The 21,177-nt window shown below is 60.5% G+C and carries 25 protein-coding genes; 13 read left to right on the forward strand and 12 right to left on the reverse strand.

Features of this window, described 5'->3' with window-relative positions; genetic code table 11:
• Window positions 1–158: 158 nt before the first annotated feature.
• Window positions 159–1,130: a L,D-transpeptidase family protein gene (locus D8U71_RS27340; RefSeq protein ID WP_024013783.1), complete on the forward strand. Its 972-nt coding sequence runs from the start codon at window positions 159–161 to the stop codon at window positions 1,128–1,130.
• 126 nt (window positions 1,131–1,256) lie between these two features.
• Here the strand turns inward: D8U71_RS27340 and oprI are convergent, their stop codons facing one another.
• Window positions 1,257–1,508 carry an outer membrane lipoprotei OprI gene (gene oprI / locus D8U71_RS27345; RefSeq protein WP_003183784.1) on the reverse strand — a complete coding sequence of 84 codons (252 nt, stop codon included), beginning with the start codon at window positions 1,506–1,508 and terminating at the stop codon, window positions 1,257–1,259.
• 639 nt (window positions 1,509–2,147) lie between these two features.
• Here oprI and D8U71_RS27350 point away from each other — a divergent pair.
• Window positions 2,148–2,429, forward strand: coding sequence for a GNAT family N-acetyltransferase (locus tag D8U71_RS27350; protein WP_016770879.1), 282 nt, complete (start codon window positions 2,148–2,150; stop codon window positions 2,427–2,429).
• Between the two features lie 60 nt (window positions 2,430–2,489).
• On the opposite strand, the gene D8U71_RS27355 is transcribed toward D8U71_RS27350, so the two are convergent.
• Together D8U71_RS27355 and D8U71_RS27360 are read right to left on the reverse strand one after the other, a co-directional pair.
• Entirely contained in the window at window positions 2,490–3,566 is a 1,077-nt protein-coding gene (locus D8U71_RS27355) for a 3-deoxy-7-phosphoheptulonate synthase (RefSeq protein WP_016770878.1), read from the reverse strand.
• A gap of 129 nt (window positions 3,567–3,695) precedes the next feature.
• A complete protein-coding gene (locus tag D8U71_RS27360) occupies window positions 3,696–4,139 on the reverse strand; it encodes a PilZ domain-containing protein (RefSeq protein WP_130889147.1) in 444 nt (147 codons plus the stop codon).
• Between D8U71_RS27360 and D8U71_RS27365 the strand changes: the two genes are divergently transcribed.
• The 5 genes from D8U71_RS27365 to cysB all read left to right on the forward strand — a co-directional run bounded on the left by D8U71_RS27365 (window position 4,138) and on the right by cysB (window position 8,094).
• Window positions 4,138–4,524, forward strand: coding sequence for a thioredoxin family protein (locus D8U71_RS27365; RefSeq protein ID WP_130889148.1), 387 nt, complete (start codon window positions 4,138–4,140; stop codon window positions 4,522–4,524). The two genes, D8U71_RS27360 and D8U71_RS27365, sit on opposite strands and share 2 nt — an antisense overlap.
• A complete protein-coding gene (locus D8U71_RS27370) occupies window positions 4,521–5,477 on the forward strand; it encodes a putative 2-dehydropantoate 2-reductase (protein WP_130889149.1) in 957 nt (318 codons plus the stop codon). The genes D8U71_RS27365 and D8U71_RS27370 overlap by 4 nt, the downstream gene beginning before the upstream one ends.
• A 22-nt stretch (window positions 5,478–5,499) precedes the next feature.
• Window positions 5,500–6,405 (forward strand): 5'-nucleotidase, encoded by a 906-nt coding sequence (locus tag D8U71_RS27375; protein ID WP_130889150.1) that lies wholly within the window; start codon window positions 5,500–5,502, stop codon window positions 6,403–6,405.
• Between the two features lie 97 nt (window positions 6,406–6,502).
• The gene (locus tag D8U71_RS27380; RefSeq protein ID WP_016770874.1) at window positions 6,503–7,006 is read left to right on the forward strand and encodes a universal stress protein; all 504 of its coding nucleotides are present in this window, start codon (window positions 6,503–6,505) and stop codon (window positions 7,004–7,006) included.
• Window positions 7,007–7,119: 113 nt separating this feature from the next.
• Window positions 7,120–8,094: an HTH-type transcriptional regulator CysB gene (gene cysB / locus D8U71_RS27385; RefSeq protein WP_016770873.1), complete on the forward strand. Its 975-nt coding sequence runs from the start codon at window positions 7,120–7,122 to the stop codon at window positions 8,092–8,094.
• A 9-nt stretch (window positions 8,095–8,103) separates the two neighbouring features.
• On the opposite strand, the gene D8U71_RS27390 is transcribed toward cysB, so the two are convergent.
• The gene (locus tag D8U71_RS27390; protein WP_024013776.1) at window positions 8,104–8,586 is read right to left on the reverse strand and encodes a GreA/GreB family elongation factor; all 483 of its coding nucleotides are present in this window, start codon (window positions 8,584–8,586) and stop codon (window positions 8,104–8,106) included.
• A 2-nt stretch (window positions 8,587–8,588) separates the two neighbouring features.
• Window positions 8,589–9,005 (reverse strand): hypothetical protein, encoded by a 417-nt coding sequence (locus tag D8U71_RS27395; RefSeq protein WP_071173125.1) that lies wholly within the window; start codon window positions 9,003–9,005, stop codon window positions 8,589–8,591.
• A gap of 125 nt (window positions 9,006–9,130) precedes the next feature.
• On the opposite strand from D8U71_RS27395, the gene earP reads away from it, so the two are divergent.
• Together earP and D8U71_RS27405 are read left to right on the forward strand one after the other, a co-directional pair.
• On the forward strand, window positions 9,131–10,273 hold the full coding sequence (earP, locus tag D8U71_RS27400; RefSeq protein WP_130889151.1) for an elongation factor P maturation arginine rhamnosyltransferase EarP: 1,143 nt from the start codon (window positions 9,131–9,133) through the stop codon (window positions 10,271–10,273).
• 48 nt (window positions 10,274–10,321) lie between these two features.
• Window positions 10,322–10,891, forward strand: a complete 570-nt coding sequence (locus tag D8U71_RS27405; protein WP_003226785.1) for an elongation factor P — start codon at window positions 10,322–10,324, stop codon at window positions 10,889–10,891.
• Window positions 10,892–10,982: 91 nt separating this feature from the next.
• Here the strand turns inward: D8U71_RS27405 and D8U71_RS27410 are convergent, their stop codons facing one another.
• The 4 genes from D8U71_RS27410 to D8U71_RS27425 form a co-directional block, all read right to left on the reverse strand.
• On the reverse strand, window positions 10,983–11,993 hold the full coding sequence (locus tag D8U71_RS27410; RefSeq protein WP_130889152.1) for an alpha/beta hydrolase: 1,011 nt from the start codon (window positions 11,991–11,993) through the stop codon (window positions 10,983–10,985).
• Between the two features lie 37 nt (window positions 11,994–12,030).
• Entirely contained in the window at window positions 12,031–12,450 is a 420-nt protein-coding gene (locus tag D8U71_RS27415; protein ID WP_007940002.1) for an organic hydroperoxide resistance protein, read from the reverse strand.
• A 329-nt stretch (window positions 12,451–12,779) separates the two neighbouring features.
• A complete protein-coding gene (locus D8U71_RS27420; RefSeq protein ID WP_073472431.1) occupies window positions 12,780–13,235 on the reverse strand; it encodes a MarR family transcriptional regulator in 456 nt (151 codons plus the stop codon).
• Between the two features lie 75 nt (window positions 13,236–13,310).
• Window positions 13,311–14,267 carry a LysR family transcriptional regulator gene (locus D8U71_RS27425; RefSeq protein WP_122746655.1) on the reverse strand — a complete coding sequence of 319 codons (957 nt, stop codon included), beginning with the start codon at window positions 14,265–14,267 and terminating at the stop codon, window positions 13,311–13,313.
• A gap of 108 nt (window positions 14,268–14,375) precedes the next feature.
• Between D8U71_RS27425 and D8U71_RS27430 the strand changes: the two genes are divergently transcribed.
• Window positions 14,376–15,125 (forward strand): sulfite exporter TauE/SafE family protein, encoded by a 750-nt coding sequence (locus tag D8U71_RS27430; RefSeq protein WP_130889153.1) that lies wholly within the window; start codon window positions 14,376–14,378, stop codon window positions 15,123–15,125.
• On the opposite strand, the gene D8U71_RS27435 is transcribed toward D8U71_RS27430, so the two are convergent.
• Complete coding sequence (locus tag D8U71_RS27435) at window positions 15,115–15,969, reverse strand: LysR substrate-binding domain-containing protein (RefSeq protein ID WP_177434947.1); 855 nt, start codon at window positions 15,967–15,969, stop codon at window positions 15,115–15,117. The genes D8U71_RS27430 and D8U71_RS27435 overlap by 11 nt on opposite strands.
• 97 nt (window positions 15,970–16,066) lie before the next feature.
• Between D8U71_RS27435 and D8U71_RS27440 the strand changes: the two genes are divergently transcribed.
• On the forward strand, window positions 16,067–16,288 hold the full coding sequence (locus D8U71_RS27440; RefSeq protein WP_016770864.1) for a DUF1127 domain-containing protein: 222 nt from the start codon (window positions 16,067–16,069) through the stop codon (window positions 16,286–16,288).
• 64 nt (window positions 16,289–16,352) lie between these two features.
• Window positions 16,353–17,579, forward strand: coding sequence for a winged helix-turn-helix domain-containing protein (locus D8U71_RS27445; protein WP_130889155.1), 1,227 nt, complete (start codon window positions 16,353–16,355; stop codon window positions 17,577–17,579).
• A gap of 89 nt (window positions 17,580–17,668) precedes the next feature.
• Here the strand turns inward: D8U71_RS27445 and D8U71_RS27450 are convergent, their stop codons facing one another.
• A complete protein-coding gene (locus tag D8U71_RS27450; protein ID WP_003226774.1) occupies window positions 17,669–19,015 on the reverse strand; it encodes a 3-deoxy-7-phosphoheptulonate synthase class II in 1,347 nt (448 codons plus the stop codon).
• Window positions 19,016–19,166: 151 nt separating this feature from the next.
• Here D8U71_RS27450 and D8U71_RS27455 point away from each other — a divergent pair, with 151 nt between their 5' ends.
• Window positions 19,167–19,922, forward strand: a complete 756-nt coding sequence (locus D8U71_RS27455; protein WP_024013768.1) for a spermidine synthase — start codon at window positions 19,167–19,169, stop codon at window positions 19,920–19,922.
• Window positions 19,923–20,031: 109 nt separating this feature from the next.
• Here the strand turns inward: D8U71_RS27455 and D8U71_RS27460 are convergent, their stop codons facing one another.
• Window positions 20,032–20,823 (reverse strand): crotonase/enoyl-CoA hydratase family protein, encoded by a 792-nt coding sequence (locus D8U71_RS27460; protein WP_024013767.1) that lies wholly within the window; start codon window positions 20,821–20,823, stop codon window positions 20,032–20,034.
• Between the last annotated feature and the right edge of the window lie 354 nt (window positions 20,824–21,177).

A 21,177-nucleotide genomic window follows, 5' to 3' on the forward strand; every position in this document is an offset into this window, starting at 1 on the left:
CTACAGGGAATGCGTTGCAAATGTAGGAGCTGACGAGTGCAACGAGGCTGCGATCTTTCAGGGCGCGACACGGTCTATCGGCGTGTCTCCCGAATCCCCAGGCCGCGGTGTACAATCGCGCCCTTATACCCTTGATGATCATGCGAAGGATTTTCCGGATGTTGCCGCGCTTTCCTGCCGTCACCCGCTGCCTGTCACTTGCCGCCCTGTGTGTGGCCGGTCCCGTTGCTGCATTGGAGCTTCCCCTGCCACCACCCGGCGAAGACATCGTCGGTCAGGTACAGGTGATCAAAGCCAAGTACGAAGACACCTTCGCCGACCTTGGCACCACCTACGATCTGGGCTATTCGGAAATGGTTGCGGCCAACCCGGGCATCGATGCCTGGCTGCCGGGCGCTGGCACCGAGATTGTCCTGCCGACCCGTTTCATCCTGCCGCCGGGCCCGCGTGAAGGTATCGTCATCAACCTCGCCGAATACCGTCTCTATTACTACCCGAAAGGACGCGACGTGGTGTACACGTTCCCGCTGGGTATCGGCCGCGAAGGCTGGGGCTCGCCGATCGCGCACACCTCGATCATCGCCAAGACACCGAACCCGACGTGGACGCCTCCGGCTTCGATCAAGGCCGAGCACGCCGCTGACGGTGATCCGCTGCCGAACGTGGTGCCGGCCGGTCCTGATAACCCGCTGGGGCCGTTCAAGTTCACCCTCGGCACGCCGGGCTACCTGATCCACGGTTCGAACAAGAAGTTCGGCATCGGCATGCGCACCAGCCACGGCTGCTTCCGCATGTTCAACAACAACGTGCTGGAAATGGCCGGCATGGTCCCGGTCGGCACCTCGGTGCGCATCATCAACGACCCGTACAAGTTCGGTCGCAGTGGCGGCAAGGTCTATCTGGAAGCGCACACGCCGCTCGACGACAAGGGCAACCCGTCGGTGGTCGACAAGCACACCGCGGTAATCAACGCGATGCTCAAGCGTGAAGACATCACCAGCAATTTGCGCATGAACTGGGATGTGGTGCGTGATGTGGTCGCCGCCGAAGACGGCCTGCCGGTAGAAATCGCCGTGCCGAATACCTCGGCGCCAATGGTGAGCAGTGCACCGATCGATCTGCAGCAATAAGAGCTGATTAAAAACCCGCCGATGCGTGCAGCGTCGGCGGGTTTTTTATTGCCCGGAGAAAAGCACCGGGCACAAAAAAGCCGACCCGGAAAACCGGATCGGCTCGATAACAATCCCGAGGGATTATTACTTGCGGCTAGCTTTTTCCAGCATGCGCAGAGCACGCTCGTTAGCTTCGTCAGCAGTCTGTTGTGCTTTTTGAGCAGCAGCCAGAGCTTCATCAGCTTTACGGTAAGCTTCGTCTGCACGAGCCTGGGAGCGAGCAGCTGCGTCTTCAGTAGCGGTCAGACGTGCTTCGGTTTCTTTCGATGCGCTGCTGCAACCGGTAGCCAGAACTGCGGCCAGAGCCAGAGCAGAGAATTTCAGAACGTTGTTCATCGTGTTCCCCTTCAAGGACTTTCAAATTAAGTGGCTGTCTCCTCACGATTGAGGAAATAGCCGGCGTACATACTACCCATTACTTGTAGTAAGTAAACTGACGTAGCGCAAGAAGCAAAAAAAATTGTAGGCGTTGATTCTTTTTCGAGCAACTTTTAACTGCGCTGTATAAAAAATATCCAGCTGCAAGCCCCGGCGTGAGCGACTCAAACGGAAAAAGTTCCCGCCCTCGTGCGCTGTTTTTGCGACTTCGGCTAAAGTCTTTCTAAATGAATTCGTCCACACTTTTGTTCAGGTTCTGCGAAGCGCTTCGCGTATCTTTGTTGATGTACAGGTGACTTTAAAAAAGGTTGCACGTCTTAAGTCTCAACATTCCGGCAATGTTCAGGCAAACGGCACGCAAAGATTGTCTTGCGGCCGAACCTGCGACCATCGATGCCAATGCACGCAAACCATCCGATGACGAGCGTACCTTGAGCATTTTCGCCAATGGTGCCTACTATTCAGCAGGTGTCAGATTGCGCGAGATCGGTGTGGCTCTTCTCAGTGTCCATCAGGCACGGGGTGGCGTAGATGTTCCTTCGCCGGAAAAACATCGGTAAGGTAGGGGTCACAATTCAAGACCCGCGAGGAGTAGTGATGAGCGAGGCGTTGTCCATCCACCATGACCAGGCTGGTCATCAATTCGAGACCACTGTGGACGGTCATCGTGCTTACCTGACCTACATGGATCTGGGCAAGCAGACCCTGGATATCTACCGCACCTTCGTGCCCAATGCCCTGCGCGGCCGTGGCATTGCCGCAGCGCTGACTGAACGCGCGCTGCAATACGCCGAAGAAATGGGCTACACGGTGATCCCGTCGTGCTCCTACGTCGAGCGCTACATGGAACGCCATCAGCGTCGCGCCGCGAAGATCTGAATCGCACACACAGAAACGCCGGACAATGTCCGGCGTTTTTTTATACCCGTAAAACCGTGCTTACGTGCGCTGACGCTTCGGCAATACGTCCTTGAGCTTGGCGTGCATGCTGCGCAAGGTGTTTTCGGTGGCGGACCAATCGATGCAGGCATCAGTGATCGACACGCCGTATTGCAGGTCGGCGAGGTCTTTCGGGATTGCCTGGCAGCCCCAATTCAGGTGGCTTTCGACCATCAGGCCGATGATCGACTGGTTGCCTTCGAGGATCTGGTTGGCGACGTTTTCCATCACCAGCGGTTGCAGGGCCGGGTCCTTGTTGGAGTTGGCGTGGCTGCAATCGACCATGATGTTCGGCTTGATCTTCGCCTTGTTCAGCGCCTGCTCGCACAGGGCCACGCTGACCGAATCATAGTTCGGCTTGCCATTACCGCCGCGCAGCACCACGTGACCGTAGGCGTTGCCTTTGGTGGTGACGATCGACACGCCACCTTCCTGGTTGATGCCGAGGAAACGGTGCGGGCTGGACACCGACTGCAAGGCGTTGATCGCCACGGTCAGGCCGCCATCGGTGCCGTTCTTGAAGCCGACGGCCGAGGACAGGCCGGAAGCCATTTCGCGGTGAGTCTGCGATTCGGTGGTACGCGCGCCGATGGCCGACCAGCTGATCAGATCCTGCAGGTACTGCGGGGAGATCGGGTCGAGGGCTTCGGTCGCGGTCGGCAGGCCTTTCTCGGCCAGGTCGAGCAGCAACTGACGACCGATGTGCAGACCGTCCTGGATCTTGAACGAGTCGTCCAGATACGGATCGTTGATCAGACCTTTCCAGCCGACGGTGGTACGCGGCTTCTCGAAATACACACGCATGACCAGATACAGGGTGTCGGAGACTTCCTCGGCGAGCACCTTGAGTCGATCGGCGTATTCGTGGGCCGCCTTGATGTCGTGAATCGAGCACGGGCCGATCACGACGAACAGACGGTGGTCGGTGCCATCGAGAATGTTGCGAATGACTTCGCGGCCCTTGGTGACGGTGCGCAGGGCGGCGTCGCTCAGGGGGATATCACGCTTGAGCTGATCGGGAGTGATCAGGGTCTCGTTAGAGGCGACGTTTAGGTCGTTGATCGGTAAATCAGCCATCGTTTACTCGTCAGGTCACGGGTGCCGGCCGCCAGCGATCCCCGCGCGGCGGAGCACAGCAGATTTAGCGCGTCGGGGGAGCCGAACCTTAGCGCGTCAGAGGCGGCTCGACAATGGGCAAACCATGCTTTAGTCCAGCGCTGGCTGCGCAAAAGCCTTGCGCAGGTTGTCGTGGGAGAACTCTTCGGCGTGCTCCTCGACCCATTGCAGGGCCAGCGCCTGACTATCCTGCAGATCGTCGTGGCTATCCTGCATGCGCGAATAGCGTTCGATCTGACACACCTGCTCACCCATTCGCGCGCTGAACAGGGTCTGTTCGTCAGTGAAGGCGATGCCCACCAGATAGCCTTTTTTACGCCGCAGACACCAAGCCACATAGCCCGGATAACAGAAGTCGGCATTCAGCGTCGGCATGCGTACTCGCAGTGCAGTGCCGTGGCGCCAGGCGCGGTGGTAATTGCAAGCGATGCCGCCGAGGCTGATAGTGTGCAGCTGTTGTCTGGAAATGCATTCAGGCTTGAGTAACGTCAATTCAACCGGCACTTCGTCCGGATGAGGAATGAAACGTCCCATGAGCACAGACTCCCTGTGTCGGCCATCTGACATTGTTTCCCCCAGTATAGTGGTCGAATCCGAGCTGACCGACTTCGACGCCGACCAGCGGCTGCTGGCGATGCGCGGGGTTTCTCTGGTGATCTTCACCAGCGTCGGCTGTGCCAGTTGTCGTTATGCCCGCGAGGTGTTGCCGGGATTGCCGCTGGCGATCGATCGGCTGTGCTGGATCGACGCCGGCAACAACGGCGGCCTGGCCGAGCGTTATCAGGTGTTTCATTTGCCGGCGCTGTTTGTGGTGCGCGACGGCGAGTTCTTTGGCGCAGTGCACAGCCGCCTGACGGTTGCCGAGCTCAACCAGGCAGTGGCACAGGCGCTGGGTCGAATTGCAGAGGAGTTGCCATGAGCGAGACAGTCAGCAAACCGGTGATAGGCATTATTGGCACCGGTGCGATCGGTGGGTTTTACGGGGTGATGCTGGCGCGTGCCGGGTTTGACGTGCACTTTTTGTTACGCAGCGAATTTTCCGCAGTGGCTGAGCGCGGTTTGCAGATCAACAGTGCGGTGCACGGGCCGTTGACGCTGAATCCGGCCAATGCCTATTCCGCTGCCGAAGACATGCCGCCCTGTGACTGGCTGCTGGTCGGCGCCAAGACCACCAGCAACGCCGGTCTTGCGCCGGCGATCATTCAGGCCGCCAAACCTGACGCAAAAGTGCTGTTGCTGCAGAACGGTCTGGATGTCGAAGACAGCCTGCGACCACTGTTGCCGGATTCGCTGCATCTGCTCGGTGGTCTGTGCCTGATCTGCGTGCACCGCGAAGGGCCGGGGCAGATCACCCATCAGGCCCTTGGCGCGGTGAATGTCGGTTATCACAGCGGCTCGGCCATTGATGAAGTAGCGCGCATGGCGATCGTCGAGGAGGGCGCCGGACTGTTCCGTGCCGCCGGCATCGACTCGCAGGCGATGGCCAACCTGCATCAGGCGCGCTGGCAGAAACTGGTGTGGAATATTCCCTATAACGGACTTTCAGTATTGCTCGGCGCGGGAACGCAAGCGCTGATGGCCGATGCCGACAGCCGCCTGTCGATTCAGGCGTTGATGGCGGAAGTGGTACAGGGCGCCCGGGCCTGTGGATACGAGATCCCGCCCGGCTATGCCGAGTACCTGTTCACCATGACGGAAAAAATGCCCGATTACTGGCCGAGCATGTACCACGACTTTGCACACAAACGCCCGCTGGAGCTGGAGGCGATTTACGCCCGGCCACTGGCGGCGGCGAAAGCGGCGGGCTGCGAGTTGCCGCGCATTGAGACGCTGTATCGCCATTTGGGTTTTATCGACCGACGCAATACCTGAGTCGGTTGTTCTGGGGGAAGGCATGGCCAATAACATCGATGACAAACTGGTGCTGGCGATTTCCTCGCGCGCCTTGTTCGACCTGAGCGAAAGCCACAAGGTCTACCTGTCGAGCGGAGTCGAAGCCTATCGGCAATATCAGATCGAGCACGAAGACGAAATCCTCGCGCCGGGCGATGCGTTCCCGCTGGTGGAAAAACTCCTGAGCCTGAACAGTCGCCTCGGCCGCGCGCGGGTCGAGGTGATTCTGGTTTCCCGTAACAGCGCCGACACCGGTCTGCGCGTGTTCAATTCGATTCATCATTACAGCCTGGCGATTTCTCGTGCGGCGTTTGTCGGCGGGCGCAGTCCGTATCCGTATCTGAAAGCGTTTGGCTGCGACCTGTTTCTCTCGACCCACGCCGAAGACGTGCGTGCAGCGCTGGACGCCGGGTTCGCTGCGGCAACGATTCTGTCCGGTGGCGCGAGCCGTGCGGCCAGTGATGAATTACGTATCGCCTTTGACGGTGACGCGGTGATCTTTTCCGACGAGTCCGAGCGCGTCTATCAGTCCGGCGGCCTGGAAGCGTTTCAGGCCAAGGAACGCGAATCGGCACGCGAGCCATTGCGTGGTGGGCCGTTCAAAGGCTTTCTGGCAGCGCTCAATCTGTTGCAGCGCGAGTTCCCCGATGACGATTGCCCGATCCGCACCGCGCTGGTGACTGCGCGTTCGGCGCCGGCCCATGAGCGGGTGATCCGCACCTTGCGGGAATGGGATATTCGTCTCGATGAGTCGCTGTTTCTCGGTGGCCTGACCAAATCGGCGTTCCTCGAAGCCTTCGCCGCCGACGTGTTCTTCGATGACCAGACCGGTCATTGCGAACTGGCTCGCGAAGTGGTCGCCACCGGCCACGTGCCCCACGGCATCAGCAACGAACCGCCGATCTAGAGCCTTTTCATTCAGGACGTTGCGTCGCACGTCGTACTCGCCAAGGCACTGCTAAGCTGAATCAATCTCCGCCATCGTTGGCTCGCGAGGAGGTCCCATGATTCGCTCAATGCTGTATGCCACCGACCTCGGTCTGTACGCACCGTTCGTGATGCAGCATGCCCTGGCCTTGGCGCGCACCTTCAATGCCGATCTGTATGTAGTACACGCGGTGGAACCCATGGGCCTGTTTGCCGAGTCGGTGCTGCAAAGCTATCTCGACGAACAGGCATTGAACGAATTCCATAGTCAGGGTCTGAAAACAGTCATCGCCAATATCGAACAACGGGTGCTCGACAGCTTTCGTGAAGAACTGGGGGACGACGGCGAACAGGATCTGCAGCGCATTCGCGCGGTGCGCGTGCTGCAGGGCGACCCGTCGCAGGTGATTCTCGACCAGGTGCACAAGCTCTCGGTCGATCTGCTGATCGTCGGCAGTCACAGCCATGGTGTCGGTGCGGAAACGCCGTTGGGGCGCACGGCGGCGCGGGTCCTGCAACTGGCCAAGGTGCCGGTCTATCTGGTGCCGCTGATGGAGCGCCGGCGGCGTGAGGATCGCTGAAGCAGGAATAATGGCGTTTTGATAAAAAAGTTCTAGATTTATTCTTCGAACCATTAATATAGTTATATACCGTCGCTGATGCCCGTGGCGTCTACCTGCTTTGAGGGATTGATATGAAGCTTCAACAACTGCGCTACATCTGGGAAGTGGCGCACCACGACCTCAACGTTTCCGCTACCGCTCAAAGCCTGTACACCTCGCAACCGGGCATCAGTAAGCAGATCCGCCTGCTGGAAGACGAGCTGGGCGTCGAAGTCTTCGCCCGCAGCGGCAAGCACCTGACCCGCGTCACCCCGGCCGGCGAGCGCATCATCACCACCGCTGGCGAGATCCTGCGCAAAGTCGAAAGCATCAAGCAGATTGCCCAGGAATTCTCCAACGAGAAGAAGGGCACCCTGTCGATCGCCACCACCCACACCCAGGCGCGTTATGCGCTGCCGCCGGTGATCAGCAATTTCATCAAGCAATACCCGGACGTGGCCCTGCACATGCATCAGGGCTCGCCGATGCAGATCGCCGAAATGGCCGCTGACGGCACCGTCGATTTCGCCATTGCCACTGAAGCGCTGGAGCTGTTCGGTGATCTGGTGATGATGCCGTGCTACCGCTGGAACCGCTGCGTGGTCGTACCCCATGGCCACCCGCTGACCAAGCTGCCGAAGCTGACCCTCGAAGCGCTGGCCGAATATCCGATCGTCACTTACGTGTTCGGTTTCACCGGCCGTTCCAAGCTCGACGAAGCCTTCAGCCATCGTGGCCTGACGCCGAAAGTGGTGTTCACTGCTGCTGACGCCGACGTGATCAAAACCTACGTGCGCCTGGGCCTGGGCGTAGGCATCGTGGCTAAAATGGCGGTCGATACCAAACTCGATAACGACCTGGTGGTACTGGATGCCAGCGAGCTGTTCGAGTCGAGCATCACCAAGATCGGTTTCCGTCGTGGCACCTTCCTGCGTGGCTTCATGTGCGACTTCATCGAGAAATTCGCCCCGCACCTGACCCGCGAAGTCATGGCCAAGGCCATTCAGTGCCACAACAAGCAAGAGCTCGAAGAGCTGTTCGACGGCGTCGAACTGCCCGTTCACTAAACACCCGCTTCAGAGCACCTCGGTGACAGCAAACTGTTGCCGGGTGCCCGCCACCAGAATCTCCACCTCATCGCCCGCGAACTTGCCCAGCAGGCTTTTGCCAAGCGGCGAGCGCGGGGTGATGACGGTGATCGGCTGACCGACCACGTCGACTTTCAGCCCCGCCGCATCCGGCGCCAGAAACAGCCATTGCTCGCGACCCTTTTCGTCCTCCAGACCGAGCAGGGCGCCGACTTCAATGCCGCGATTTTCATCGTAGGCACGCAACGTCAGGTTCTGACACAGCGCCAGTGACTGACGGATTTCCTCAACCCGCTTCGCCTGACCCGCCGCCAGATACGACGCCTCCAGCCCCAGCGTGTCGTACTTGTTTTCGGCGATGTTTTCTTCGTGGGTCGCGGTTTCGTAAGCGGTTTGCGCGGCGCGCTCGGCGATGTCGAGGTCGATGCGCAGCTTGTCGAGAATCAACTGGTGGACGCTGTGTTTGTTCATGATCAATCGCAGAATTGCAAAACGTTGGCGCGGCTCTTTTCGGTCGGCGCGGTCTGGTCCTGCTGCAGCCAGAACTGGCATTTCGGGTTCGACGCATTACGCGAATTGGCGCGCGCCTGATCCAGTCGGGCCTGCTGTTCATTCTTGCGCAGGTTTTCTTCGTACTGTTGGAACAGCGGACTTTGCGGTGGAATGTCCGGCTGAACCTGCACGGGCGCCACAGCCTGGGGATTGACGCGCTGCTGCACCGCTTGCGCGACAGGGGCCAGTTGCTCGGGAAAGATAAAGCGCGAAAGCAGCCAGCAGGTCAGCGCAATCGCCAGGAACCCCAGCCACAGGCCCAGCGCAATGCTGCCGGTCAGATGCAGCGCGCTAAGCTGAACAGGCAAGGGACGACGGGGATTGGGACGGTAGGGCATGGCGGCCTCCTGGCGGATGGTTGCGGGCAAGCGGCGATTGTCGCACGAAGATTAATCGCCGTCGGCTCTTCTGCGCGAGCGCATTTATGCGGACAATCGAGGTTTTTTGCCAACGGGAGAACGGCATGCCTGAAGCGAAACCCCGCTGGGACATTTTCTGCACCGTGGTCGATAACTTCGGTGACATCGGCGTAACCTGGCGCCTGGCCCGGCAGCTGGTGGCCGAGCATGCCTTGCCGGTGCGCCTGTGGGTGGATGATCTGCGCGCGTTCGAGCGCCTCTGTCCTGAGATCGATGTCGATGTTGTGCAGCAGTGGCAGCAGGGCGTCGAGGTGCATCAGTGGCCGAGCGAATGGCTGCACGCCGAGGCGGCCGACGTAGTCATCGCCGCCTTCGCCTGCCAACTGCCCACTGATTACATGGACAGCATGGCCGCACGGGAAACGCCACCGCTGTGGCTCAACCTCGATTATCTCAGCGCCGAAGACTGGGTCACCGGCTGCCACGGCTTGCCGTCGGTAAAATACAAAACGGTGCAGAAGTTCTTCTTCTTTCCGGGCTTCAAGCCGGGCACCGGTGGCCTGCTGCGCGAACGCGGACTGCTCGAACAGCGTCGGCAGTTTCAGCAGGATCGGCCGGCCCAGCGACATTTCCTGCAAGCCTTGGGTATCGATCCTGCTCCGGACGCGCAACTGATCTCGCTGTTTGCTTATGAAAACCCCGGGCTGGCCAGTTGGCTGGACGTGTTGGCGGCCGATGCACGGCCGACTCACCTGCTGGTGCCGGAAGGGCGAATTATCGGCGATGTGGCGCGCTGGCTGGGCGTTGAAACCTTGATGGTCGGCGCGATTCACGTGCGCGATTCGCTCACCGTGCAAGTGCTGCCGTTCGTCCGTCAGGACCAATACGACCATCTGCTCTGGTGCTGCGATTTCAACGCGGTGCGCGGTGAAGACTCATTCGTTCGCGCGCAATGGGCGGGGCGGCCGATGCTCTGGCACATCTATCAGCAGGACGATGACATCCATCTGGACAAGCTCGACGCTTTCCTCGCGCTCTACACTCACGGCCTTTCACCCGCTGCGGCGCAGGCGATGAACGGTCTGTGGCGAGCATGGAGCGCCGGGCAACCGATCGGCGAGCACTGGCTGGCGGTGCGAAATCATTGGCCGGAACTCGAGGAGAACGCCGAAGCATGGTGTCTGGAACAGGCCTTGCAGGCGGATCTTGCCACGGCGCTGGTACAGTTTTATGTAAATTGGATATGATACGCGGCCTAGATTTTTGTAAATCCCATCCAAATTCGGATATTCGCAATGAAAACTGGTAAAGAACTCAAACCCGGTACCGTGATCCGTATCGACAACGATCCTTGGCTGGTTCAGAAAGCTGAATTCACCAAGTCGGGCCGTAACAGCGCGATCATGAAGACCAAGCTGAAGAACCTGCTGACCGGTTACAAGACCGAAACCGTTTACGGTGCGGACGACAAACTGGACGACGTGATCCTGGATCGTAAAGAAGCCACCCTGTCGTTCATCAGCGGTGACACCTACACGTTCATGGACACCACTGACTACACCATGTACGAGCTGAACGCCGAAGATATCGAAAGCGTTCTGCCTTTCGTTGAAGAAGGCATGACCGACGTTTGCGAAGCCGTGTTCTTCGAAGAGCGTCTGGTTTCCGTAGAACTGCCGACCACCATCGTGCGTCAGGTTGACTACACCGAAGGCTCCGCTCGCGGTGACACTTCCGGCAAGGTGATGAAGCCTGCCAAACTGAAGAACGGTACCGAGCTGTCGGTTGCCGACTTCATCGAAATCGGCGACATGATCGAGATCGATACCCGCGAAGGCGGTTCCTACAAAGGCCGTGCGAAATAAGCACTGCTTTTTGCGGAAAGAAAAAACCCGACCATTGAGTCGGGTTTTTTTGTGCCTGTAAGAAACACTCGCTCCCACAATGGGACGGTGATTACTTCAAGTGTTGCTTCAGCGCTTCAGAAGCCTGCAACATCGCCGAACGCACCGCCGGTACCTGGCTGACCACGTTGAGCAAACCGTAGTCGTGGATCATGCCGTTGTAGCGCACCGATGTTACCGGAACCCCGGCTTCGTCGAGTTTGCGCGCATAGGCTTCGCCTTCATCACGCAACACGTCGGCGCTGGCAGTCTGCACCAGTGCAGGCGGCAGGCCTTTGAGCTGTGCGGTGGTGGCGCGCAGCGGTGAGGCGTAGATCTCGTTGCGCTGCTTGGCGTCGGTGGTGTAGTTGTCCCAGAACCACTTCATCATGTTGCGGGTGAGGAAGTGCCCTTCGGCGTACTGGTTGTACGAACCGGTGTCGAAGTTGGCATCGGTCACCGGCCACAGCAGCACCTGGAATTTGATCGCCGGAGTGCCCTTGTCCTTGGCCATCAGCGCAACCACTGCGGCCATGTTGCCGCCGACGCTGTTGCCGGCCACGGCCAGGCGCTTGCCGTCGACATTGATCTCTTTGCCATGTTCCGCCACCCACTTGGTCGCAGCGTAGGCCTGGTTGATCGCCACCGGGTAATGCGCTTCCGGCGAAGGGGTGTAATTGACGAACACCGCCGCCGCCCCCGAACCGACCACGAGATCGCGCACCAGACGTTCGTGAGTCGGGAAGTCCCCCAGCACCCAGCCGCCGCCGTGGAAGAACATGAACACCGGCAGCTCACCCTTGACCCCGGCCGGCCGGACGATGGTCAGGCTCAGCGGTTGGCCATCGACCTGGATGGTCTTCTCGCTGACATCGGCTTTGGGCAACGTCAACTTGACCCCGGACTGCGCGCCGACCAGCACGGCGCGGGCATCCTTGGGTGACAGCTGCTCGATCGGCTTGCCGCTGCCTGAATTCAGCGCATCGAGGAATGCCTGGGTGTTTTGTTCGACATCACCGGCGAAAGCGCTGTGTACCGACAGGGCGAGAAGGGTACCGGTCAAGACTTTGCTGAAGGTGTTCATGTTCATTTTTCCTTGTTCGGGCCGGGGGCTTGAGTGATTACACAGTCACGTGCAGACGCACATCGACGTTGCCACGGGTGGCGTTGGAGTACGGGCAGACCTGGTGAGCGGCGTCGACCAGCGACTGCGCATCGGCTTGTTCCAGGCCCGGCAGGCTGATGTGCAAATCAATGTCCAGACCGAAACCGCCAGGAATCTGACCGATGCCGACATGCGCGGTGATTGACGCGTCGTCAGGAATCTTGCGCTTGGTCTGGCTGGCGACGAATTTCAGTGCGCCGATGAAGCAGGCCGAGTAACCGGCAGCGAACAGTTGCTCAGGGTTGGTCGCCGCACCGCCAGCACCGCCGAGTTCTTTCGGGGTGGCCAGTTTGACGTCGAGTACGTTGTCGCTGGAGATCGCACGACCGTCACGGCCGCCAGTGGAAGTTGCGATTGCGGTGTAGAGAGTTTGCATGGTGTGAGCCTCATTGGTTGTGGTTTTGCGCGCTAATTGTTTGCGCGCTAAGTAGGTGTGAAGAGAATGTATAGCGCTAATGTTTAGTGCGCAAGATAAATTTTTAATAAAGATCGCGTTTTGCTCAAGGGCATAGCGTGGAAGGGGCGGGTAAGGCTTGCTTTAGAGCGCTTGACGAGGGAATGCAGGCGGGAAAAATATTTTTATTGGCGCTGAAAATCAGTGTGGGAGCGAGCCTGCTCGCGAAGGCGGTGGAACATTCAACGACTCGCTGTCTGATCGGACGCTTTCGCGAGCAGGCTCGCTCCCACAGGGGAATGTAGCGGGGCTTAATTCAGGCTGTCTTGCAGATGTCCGCGCAGCGCTTGCAGCTCGGCCTGCAATTTCTGCAGACGTTCAAGGGTGAAGCCACTGGCGCCAAGAATGCACTGCGGCACGGTCTGCGCCTTGTCGCGCAAGGCGCGGCCCGCCGCGGTCAGTTCGACAATCACCACCCGCTCATCTTCCCGACTGCGGGTGCGGCTGAGCAGGCCTTCGGCTTCCAGACGCTTGAGCAATGGCGTCAGCGATCCCGGATCGGTCAGCAGGCGTGCGCTGATTTCTCCGACAGTCAAGCCGTCCTTCTCCCACAACACCATCATCGCCAGATATTGCGGATAGGTCAGGCCCAGCGCCTGCAACAGCGGCTTGTAGACCTTGGTCATCATCAGCGAGGTCGAATGCAGGGCGAAGCACGCCTGATTGTCGAGCAGAAGGTCGTCGCAGTTGTCGCGTTCGCAAGTCATGTCAAAGCCTTGATCGTTGATCGTTTTTTAATCTAGCGCTCGAATCTTTAAGGCGCCAGATAAATATGTCCGGCGTCAGTGCCGGGCGAATTGCCGTTGCAGCGCCAGATCCCACGGCGGCACCGGGCTGAAGCGGGTTTTCAGGTATTCCAGCAACAACCGACTGCGCGAATGGACCTGCTGTTCCATGCGCAGCGCGTAAATACCGGTGGACTCCGGCGGCGGCAGGCCGTTTTCGCAGAACAGTGGCACCAGTTCGCCACGCAGCAAGTATTCGCTGGCCAGCCAGGTCGGCAAGTGTGCGACGCCCAGACCCGCCGCCGCGCCACACACCAGGGCCTCGGCATTGTTGGCACTCAGCCGCACCCGCGATGGCCGGTGCAATTGCATTTGCCCGTCCACTTCGAATTTCCAGGCAAACGGCGGCGCAAGGCCCTCCCAGTCGAGCCCGTCGTGTTCACTCAACTGCGCCGGGTGCTCGGGCACGCCGCGCTGCTTGAGATAGTCAGGGCTGGCGCAGGCGACGCGGACCATGCTCGCCAATGGCGTGGCGACCAGGCGCGAGTCAGCCAACTGGCCGGTACGCAGCACCAGATCGACCTTGCCCAGGCTGCTGCCGGCCATGTCGCTGAAGCTGTCGATCAGATGCATCTGCACATCCAACCCCGGATACAGCAGGAGAAAATCGGCAATCACCGGCGCCAGATGCCGCCGCCCGAAGGCTGCTGGCGCATCGATGCGGATCAGGCCTTCCGGTGCACTGCTCAACGACACCGCTTCGGCCCGCGCCAGCTGCAACTCGGCGATGATCCGTCGCGCCCGCTCGGCAAAGGCCAGGCCGGCCGAAGTCGGAAGCACGGCATGGGTGCTGCGCACGAACAGCTGACTGCCGACGGCACTTTCCAGGCTATCGATGCGCCGGGCTACGGCGGAAGGTGTCAGCGGATGGCGGCGCGAAGCGGCAGAAAAGCTGCCACTCTCCAGCACATCGAGAAACAGGCCGAGCTGATCGGTCAATTGGTTGGGATTCATGGAAACCACGCTTGTGCAAAATCGGCATAGCCATTGTGCGCTGCTATGCGTTTCCCCGCTAGGCGCGAGTGCGTAGCATTGGCCGCCTGTCGTTAGAGGATTACCGTTGTGATGGATTTTCTGTTGTACCTGCTGTTCGGCGCCGCCCTGGGCACATTGGGCGGGATCTTTGGCATTGGCGGTGGCTTGATTGCGATTCCGTTGCTTGGCGTGTGGTTTGGGCTTGATCAGCAAATCGCCCAGGGCACGGCACTGGTGATGGTGGTACCGAACGTGATGCTGGCGCTGTGGCGTTATCACCAGCGCAATCGCATCGAATTGCGCCATGCGCTGCCGCTGGCGGTGATGGGTTTCTGCTTTGCCTGGCTCGGCTCGATCTGGGCGGTGGGCATTGATGCGCAGACCATGCGTATCGGATTTGTCGCCTTTCTGGTGGCGCTGTCGGCCTACAACCTGTTGAAGATGTTCGGTCCGCGACCAGCGCCGACTGCCGAGATGCGCTATTCGTGGCCGTGGCTGGGCGTGCTCGGCGCCGCCTCGGGGACCATGGGCGGTCTGTTCGGCGTCGGCGGCGCGGTGGTGGCCACGCCAGTGTTGACCAGCCTGTTCGGCACCAGCCAAGTGGTCGCTCAGGGATTGTCGCTGGCGCTGGCCCTGCCGAGCACTGGCGTAACCCTGGTGACCTATGCGGTGCACCACGAGGTCGATTGGACGATCGGCTTGCCTCTGGCGGTCGGAGGTCTGCTCAGCATCAGTTGGGGCGTGAAAGTTGCCCACGCCATGCCGGAAAAAATTCTGCGTGGGCTGTTCTGCGGCTTTCTGGTGCTGTGTGCGGTGATGCTCGCGTTTAAAGTTTGAAGCCATCGACAATGTGTTCGGCCAGGCACTCGGTGATCGGCGACGGGTTGTTCAGATTGCGGATCAGCATGATGCTCGCCTCGGGCAACAGCGGCAGATCTTCGGCGGCGCCAAGGATGCGCATGTCCGGGGTGATCAGACTCTCCAGTTGCGCGGTGATCGCCAGCCCTGCGCTGACCACGGCCATCAGCGCCGACAGGCTGCTGCTGTTGTAGGCGATGCGGTAATCGCGGCCCATCGCGTCTAGCGCATTGCACGCCCACAAGCGGCAGAAACAATCACTGTTGAACATCGCCAGGGGTAGCGGCGTCTGTTCATGGGCGCTGAAGTTCTGCGCCTCGGCCCAGACAAAGCGCTCCTTGCGCAGCAACTGGCCGATCTCGTTGCCCGGCTCACGGGTGACGATCGACAAATCCAGATCAGTGCGTTGCAGCAACTGCTTGCTCGACTCGCAATGCACTTCGATCTGGATCAGCGGATAGAACTGCGCGAACCGCGACAGGATCCCCGGCAGAAAACGCATCACGTAATCATCCGGCGTGCCGATGCGCACGGTGCCGACCATGTGCGGCTCGCGCAGCGTGTTGAACACTTCACTGTGCAGTTTGAGGATGCGCCGCGCATAACCGAGCAGCACTTGGCCTTCAGCCGTAAGCCGCACCTGACGGCCATCGCGCTCGAACAGCTGGCGCTGCAACACGTCTTCTTCCAGACGTTTCATCTGCATGCTCACCGCCGACTGGGTGCGGTTGACCATCTCGCCGGCACGGGTGAAACCGCCCTGATCGGCAATCGCGACGAAGGTGCGCAGGACATCGGTATCGATACTGGGGTAGGCGGACAATTGATGAATCTCCGTGATGCATGCCATCAGAAACATTCGTTGGATTGATCTTAGCGCTGGCGCGAGACTTGAGCCATCCACAAAAGGAGGCAAGGCGATGAAAGGTCAAAGAGAGTATGCAAGCCAAGAACAGCTGTCCGGCCATGGCCATATCGTGTCCGATCTGCTGCACAAATTCAGCCGTTGGTATGAGCTGCATCGTGAACGGGAAATGCTCGCCGGTCTGAGCGATGAGGCGCTGAAGGACATCGGCATCAGCCGCGCCGATGTCGAACACGAAACCGTGCGGCCGTTCTGGGACGACCCGATGCATAAATGATGAGGCTATCGCTACACAAACCCCTTTCAGGTGAGGTAGGTTGCGAGCAGACATGGAGGAATAAATGCCCGCGACAGTGTCCTTTTCCCTCAAACAGGCGCGACGTCTGGCGCTGGCTGCCCAAGGGTTCAACGGGCGCCAGCCGCCGACCGTCAATGCCAGTCATCTCAACCGGCTGATCGAACGGCTGGGCCTGCTGCAAATCGATTCCGTCAATGCCGTGGTGCGCTCGCACTACCTGCCGCTGTTTTCCCGTCTCGGTTCCTACCCCTCTGACTTGCTCGACCAGGCTGCCTGGAGTTCGGGGCGTCGGCGCACGCTGTTCGAATACTGGGGCCATGAAGCGTCGCTGTTACCGCTGTCGATGTACCCGTTGCTGGGCTGGCGCATGCAACGCGCCAAGCGTGGCGAAGACATCTATCAGCAACTGGCAAAGTTTGGTCGCGAACAGCAGGAAACCATCCGCCGCGTGCTGACTGCGGTTGAGGAGCGGGGCGCGCTGGGGGCCGGCAGTCTGTCGACCCGCGAAGACAAGGCCGGGCCATGGTGGGACTGGAGTGCCGAGAAACATGCGCTGGAATGGTTGTTCGCCGCCGGTGAGGTCACAGTGGCGGGGCGACGCGGTTTCGAGCGCTTGTACGATTTGCCCGAGCGAGTGATTCCGGCAGCGATTCTGCAGCAGCCCACGCCGGACGAGGCCGAGGCGCAACGCGGTTTGCTGTTGCATGCGGCGCAAGCATTGGGCGTTGGTACGGAAAAAGACCTGCGTGATTACTTTCGCCTGAGCCCTGCGGATGCGCGCCCGCGTCTGGCTGAGTTGGTTGAGGCGGGGCAATTGCAGATGTGCGAAGTCGCCGACTGGCGGCAGATCGCCTATTGCCTGCAGGAGCCCAAAGTGCCGCGCAAGGTCATTGCCAGTGCGCTGCTGTCGCCGTTCGACTCGCTGATCTGGGAGCGCAGCCGCACCGAGCGCCTGTTCGATTTCCGCTATCGCCTGGAAATCTACACACCGCAGGCCAAGCGGGTTTACGGCTATTACGTGCTGCCGTTTTTGCACAACGAGCGGATCGCAGCGCGGGTTGATCTGCGCGCCGAACGGGCGGCAGGGCAGTTGGCGGTGCATGCGGTGCATGAGGAAGAATCGGGACTGGACGAGGAGGGCATGCTGGCGCTGGCGCTGAATTTGCGGCGGATGGCGGGTTGGCTGGGGCTTGAGCGGGTGCAGTTGAATTGTCAGCGCGAGAGTGCGGGGCGGTTGCGGGTGGCATTGGCGCGGATTGAGGTTGCCTGAGCCGGCGCTTTCGCGAGCAGGCTCGCTCCCACAGGGAAACGCATTGCAAATGTGGGAGCGAGCCTGCTCGCGAACGGGGGCGACGCTGCCTAACGGCGAACTTGCTTCAGGGTCTCGGCAATCAAAAACGCCAATTCCAGCGACTGGTCAGCATTCATCCGTGGATCGCAGTGGGTGTGATAACGGTCGGACAAGCCGTCCTCGGTAATCGGTCGGGCGCCGCCGATGCACTCGGTGACGTTCTGCCCGGTCATCTCGATATGAATGCCGCCGGCATAGCTGCCTTCCGCTTCGTGCACCTGGAAGAACTGCTTCACCTCGCCAAGGATCTGCGCGAAGTCACGGGTCTTGTAGCCGCTGCTGGCCTTGATAGTGTTGCCGTGCATCGGGTCGGAGCTCCACAGCACCTGCTTGCCTTCGCGCTGGACCGCGCGGATCAGTGCCGGCAGATGATCGCCGACCTTGTTCGCGCCCATCCGCGCGATCAGGTTCAAGCGGCCCGGATCGTTGTCCGGGTTGAGCACGTCGATCAGGCGGATCAGGTCATCAGGGTTCATGCTCGGGCCGACCTTGACGCCGATCGGGTTGTTCACCCCGCGCAGGAATTCGACATGCGCGCCGTCGAGCTGGCGGGTGCGGTCGCCGATCCACAGCATGTGCGCCGAGCAATCGTAGTAATCGTTGGTCAGGCTGTCGCGGCGTACGAAGGCTTCTTCGTAGTTCAGCAGCAGCGCTTCGTGGGCAGTGAAGAAACTGGTTTCGCGCAGTTGCGGCGAGCTGTCCATGCCGCAGGCGCGCATGAACGCGAGGGTTTCATCGATGCGGTCGGCGAGGTGGCTGTACTTCTCGGCCAGCGCCGAGTTGGCGATGAAATCCAGGTTCCACTTGTGCACTTGATGCAGGTCGGCAAAACCGCCCTGGGCGAAAGCGCGCAACAGGTTCAAGGTCGCTGTGGACTGATGATAGGACTGCAGCAAACGCTCCGGATCCGGCACGCGGCTCTTTTCGTCGAAGCCGATGCCGTTGACGATGTCGCCACGGTAGGCCGGCAGGGTTACGCCGTCGATGGTTTCGTCGTTGGCCGAACGCGGTTTGGCGAACTGGCCGGCCATGCGCCCGACCTTGACCACCGGGCAGCCAGCGGCGAAGGTCATGACGATTGCCATTTGCAGCAACACTTTGAAGGTGTCGCGGATCTTCGCGGCGGAGAATTCGGCGAAACTTTCCGCGCAATCGCCGCCCTGCAACAGAAACGCGCGACCCTGGGTGACTTCGGCGAACTGGCGGCGCAGCTCGCGCGCTTCGCCGGCGAACACCAGCGGCGGATAGCTGGCCAGGGTCTGCTCGACCTGGCGCAGGTGCGCGGCGTCGGGGTATTGCGGTTGTTGCTGGATCGGCAGGGCGCGCCAGCTGTCAGGGCTCCACGGTTGGCTCATCACGGTCTCGAAGTTCATACGCAGGGAAGCGCCATGTTAGCAGCAATTAGTGCGTGACCTGCTCCCGCCCCATCGCCGACAATCGCCGCTTTGCCACGGCGCCACAGCGGTGCCATCGCGTCACCGCGCCCGGTGACCATCAGGAGACGAAATGACTGAGGAGCGCGTCGAGCATCTGCTCGCCGAAGTACAGGATGAGTTCGGCGTGATTCGCGTGCTGGAAGTGGCCGATTACCGCTTTCTCGAGTTCGGCGATGCGATCGAGCAGAGCTGCGTGTTCACTGCCGACCCGAGCTGGCTGGAGTACGACTACACCCGCGCGATGCTGATCGGCGCGCTGTGCCACGAGCAGCCGGAGAGCGCGCTGTTTCTCGGTTTGGGCGCGGGCACGCTGACCCAGGCATGCCTGAAGTTTCTGCCGCTGGAAGACGTCGAAGCCATCGAACTGCGCCCGGACGTGCCGCGTCTGGCCATCGAGTACCTCGGTCTGGATGACGATCCGCGGTTGTACATCCGCGTCGGCGATGCGCTGGAATTGCTGCCGACTGCCGAGCCGGCGGATCTGATTTTCGTCGACCTCTATACCGATGTCGGTCCCGGTGTCGGGCATCTGGCCTGGAGTTTTCTCGGCGATTGTCAGAAGCGCCTGAATCCGGGCGGCTGGCTGGTGATCAACCAGTGGGCCACCGACGATGGCAAGCCACTGGGCGCGGCGTTGTTGCGCGGGCTCTATCACCGGCATTACTGGGAGTTGCCGGTGAAGGAGGGCAACGTGATTCTGATCGTTCCGGCGGATCTCGATCAGGCGCTGGACATGCAGGCGCTGACCCAACGAGCCGAAGCGCTGGCGCCGCAGCTGGGTTATTCGTTGCAGTCGTTGATCAACGCGATTCGCCCGGCGACCTGAGCCGGCAGTACCGCCCCCTTCGCGAGCAGGCTCGCTCCCACATTTGAAATGCATTCTCCCTGTGGGAGCGAGCCTGCTCGCGAAGAGGCCCTGACAGGCAGCAGAATCTTCAGGCGCCTTTGAAGATCCCCGGACGCCGCTCCACCAACGATCGCACCCCCTCCCGGGCATCCTCAGTGGCGAGCAACTTCTTCACCAGCGCCGGTAACGCCTGCGCCGCCGCTGTCTCACCCTCATAACGCGCCTGTCGCGCTGACATCAAGGTCGCCTGCACGCCCAGCGGTGCCTGCCGGGCAATCCGTTCGGCCAGCTCGATCGCGCGGGGCAGCAAATCTTCGCTGGCCATCACTTCCTGGACCAAGCCCAGATGCAACGCATCGTGGGCATCGAACTCATCGCCAGTGAGCAACCAGCGCATCGCATTGCCCCAGCCGGCAATCTGCTGGAAACGCAAAGTCGCGCCGCCAAACGGAAAGATCCCACGCTGCACTTCCATCTGCGCGAAGCGGGTATTGCTCGCGCACAGGTTGATGTCCGCCGCCAGCATCAGCTCGATGCCGATGGTCAGGCAGTAACCCTGCGCGGCGACGATGACCGGTTTGCTCACCCGTGGGCCGACGAAAACGCCCCAGGGATCGCAGCCGCCGCTCGGAACCTGCCAGCCTTCGGCCAGGGCTGCGCTGGCATTGACCAGATCGAGCCCGGCGGTGAAGTGCTCGCCGTGGCCGAACACCACGGCGACCCGCGCTTCGCGGTCGGCTTCGAACTCGCCGTAGGCCAGGCTCAGATCGTTGAGCAGGTCGATATCGAAAGCGTTGCGCTTGGCCGCCCGATCGAGGCCGATCAAGTGCACATGACCACGACGTTCTCGGCTGACGCGGCCGGCGCAGGGCTGATTCATGGCTAAATCCTCGAGCAGGAAGGGCGGGTGCGCGGCGCTTTGCCGCAGATCGGTGAACCGTTTAAGCGTCATCGCCCGCAGGGCCGGGCCTTTGCAAAATAGACCGTTGCGCGATTATCCGCAAAACCCCGTTACACGGCGGTGACACACGGATAAGGGCCACAAAAAAAGCTCCCTTTTCGGGCGAAATCCGGTATAGTGCGCGCCGGCCTTTAACCGGGCCGCGTTTAGGTAGCGCATTTCCCGAAGTCAGCTTCGGCTGCACGTCCGCATTGCGGGCTCTTCCTTGACGATTCATCTTCATTCATTCGTTTTCGCAAATCCCCGCCGACAAAGCTGCCAGGGCGACTCTTG

This window comes from Pseudomonas sp. Sample_21, assembly GCF_004307525.1.
GTDB lineage: Bacteria > Pseudomonadota > Gammaproteobacteria > Pseudomonadales > Pseudomonadaceae > Aquipseudomonas > Aquipseudomonas atacamensis.

What these genes read in the sequence shown, in the direction of transcription:
- earP (WP_130889151.1), top strand. Translation starts at nt 9,131, where the DNA reads ATGCCTGAAGCGAAACCCCGCTGGGACATTTTCTGCACCGTGGTCGAT.
- D8U71_RS27360 (WP_130889147.1), bottom strand. Translation starts at nt 4,139, where the DNA reads ATGGGACGTTTCATTCCTCATCCGGACGAAGTGCCGGTTGAATTGACG.
- D8U71_RS27365 (WP_130889148.1), top strand. Translation starts at nt 4,138, where the DNA reads ATGAGCACAGACTCCCTGTGTCGGCCATCTGACATTGTTTCCCCCAGT.
- D8U71_RS27410 (WP_130889152.1), bottom strand. Translation starts at nt 11,993, where the DNA reads ATGAACACCTTCAGCAAAGTCTTGACCGGTACCCTTCTCGCCCTGTCG.
- D8U71_RS27395 (WP_071173125.1), bottom strand. Translation starts at nt 9,005, where the DNA reads ATGCCCTACCGTCCCAATCCCCGTCGTCCCTTGCCTGTTCAGCTTAGC.
- D8U71_RS27350 (WP_016770879.1), top strand. Translation starts at nt 2,148, where the DNA reads ATGAGCGAGGCGTTGTCCATCCACCATGACCAGGCTGGTCATCAATTC.
- D8U71_RS27415 (WP_007940002.1), bottom strand. Translation starts at nt 12,450, where the DNA reads ATGCAAACTCTCTACACCGCAATCGCAACTTCCACTGGCGGCCGTGAC.
- D8U71_RS27450 (WP_003226774.1), bottom strand. Translation starts at nt 19,015, where the DNA reads ATGAGCCAACCGTGGAGCCCTGACAGCTGGCGCGCCCTGCCGATCCAG.
- D8U71_RS27445 (WP_130889155.1), top strand. Translation starts at nt 16,353, where the DNA reads ATGCCCGCGACAGTGTCCTTTTCCCTCAAACAGGCGCGACGTCTGGCG.
- oprI (WP_003183784.1), bottom strand. Translation starts at nt 1,508, where the DNA reads ATGAACAACGTTCTGAAATTCTCTGCTCTGGCTCTGGCCGCAGTTCTG.
- D8U71_RS27440 (WP_016770864.1), top strand. Translation starts at nt 16,067, where the DNA reads ATGAAAGGTCAAAGAGAGTATGCAAGCCAAGAACAGCTGTCCGGCCAT.
- D8U71_RS27460 (WP_024013767.1), bottom strand. Translation starts at nt 20,823, where the DNA reads ATGAATCAGCCCTGCGCCGGCCGCGTCAGCCGAGAACGTCGTGGTCAT.
- D8U71_RS27420 (WP_073472431.1), bottom strand. Translation starts at nt 13,235, where the DNA reads ATGACTTGCGAACGCGACAACTGCGACGACCTTCTGCTCGACAATCAG.
- D8U71_RS27370 (WP_130889149.1), top strand. Translation starts at nt 4,521, where the DNA reads ATGAGCGAGACAGTCAGCAAACCGGTGATAGGCATTATTGGCACCGGT.
- D8U71_RS27455 (WP_024013768.1), top strand. Translation starts at nt 19,167, where the DNA reads ATGACTGAGGAGCGCGTCGAGCATCTGCTCGCCGAAGTACAGGATGAG.
- D8U71_RS27355 (WP_016770878.1), bottom strand. Translation starts at nt 3,566, where the DNA reads ATGGCTGATTTACCGATCAACGACCTAAACGTCGCCTCTAACGAGACC.
- D8U71_RS27340 (WP_024013783.1), top strand. Translation starts at nt 159, where the DNA reads ATGTTGCCGCGCTTTCCTGCCGTCACCCGCTGCCTGTCACTTGCCGCC.
- D8U71_RS27425 (WP_122746655.1), bottom strand. Translation starts at nt 14,267, where the DNA reads ATGAATCCCAACCAATTGACCGATCAGCTCGGCCTGTTTCTCGATGTG.
- D8U71_RS27405 (WP_003226785.1), top strand. Translation starts at nt 10,322, where the DNA reads ATGAAAACTGGTAAAGAACTCAAACCCGGTACCGTGATCCGTATCGAC.
- D8U71_RS27380 (WP_016770874.1), top strand. Translation starts at nt 6,503, where the DNA reads ATGATTCGCTCAATGCTGTATGCCACCGACCTCGGTCTGTACGCACCG.
- D8U71_RS27375 (WP_130889150.1), top strand. Translation starts at nt 5,500, where the DNA reads ATGGCCAATAACATCGATGACAAACTGGTGCTGGCGATTTCCTCGCGC.
- cysB (WP_016770873.1), top strand. Translation starts at nt 7,120, where the DNA reads ATGAAGCTTCAACAACTGCGCTACATCTGGGAAGTGGCGCACCACGAC.
- D8U71_RS27390 (WP_024013776.1), bottom strand. Translation starts at nt 8,586, where the DNA reads ATGAACAAACACAGCGTCCACCAGTTGATTCTCGACAAGCTGCGCATC.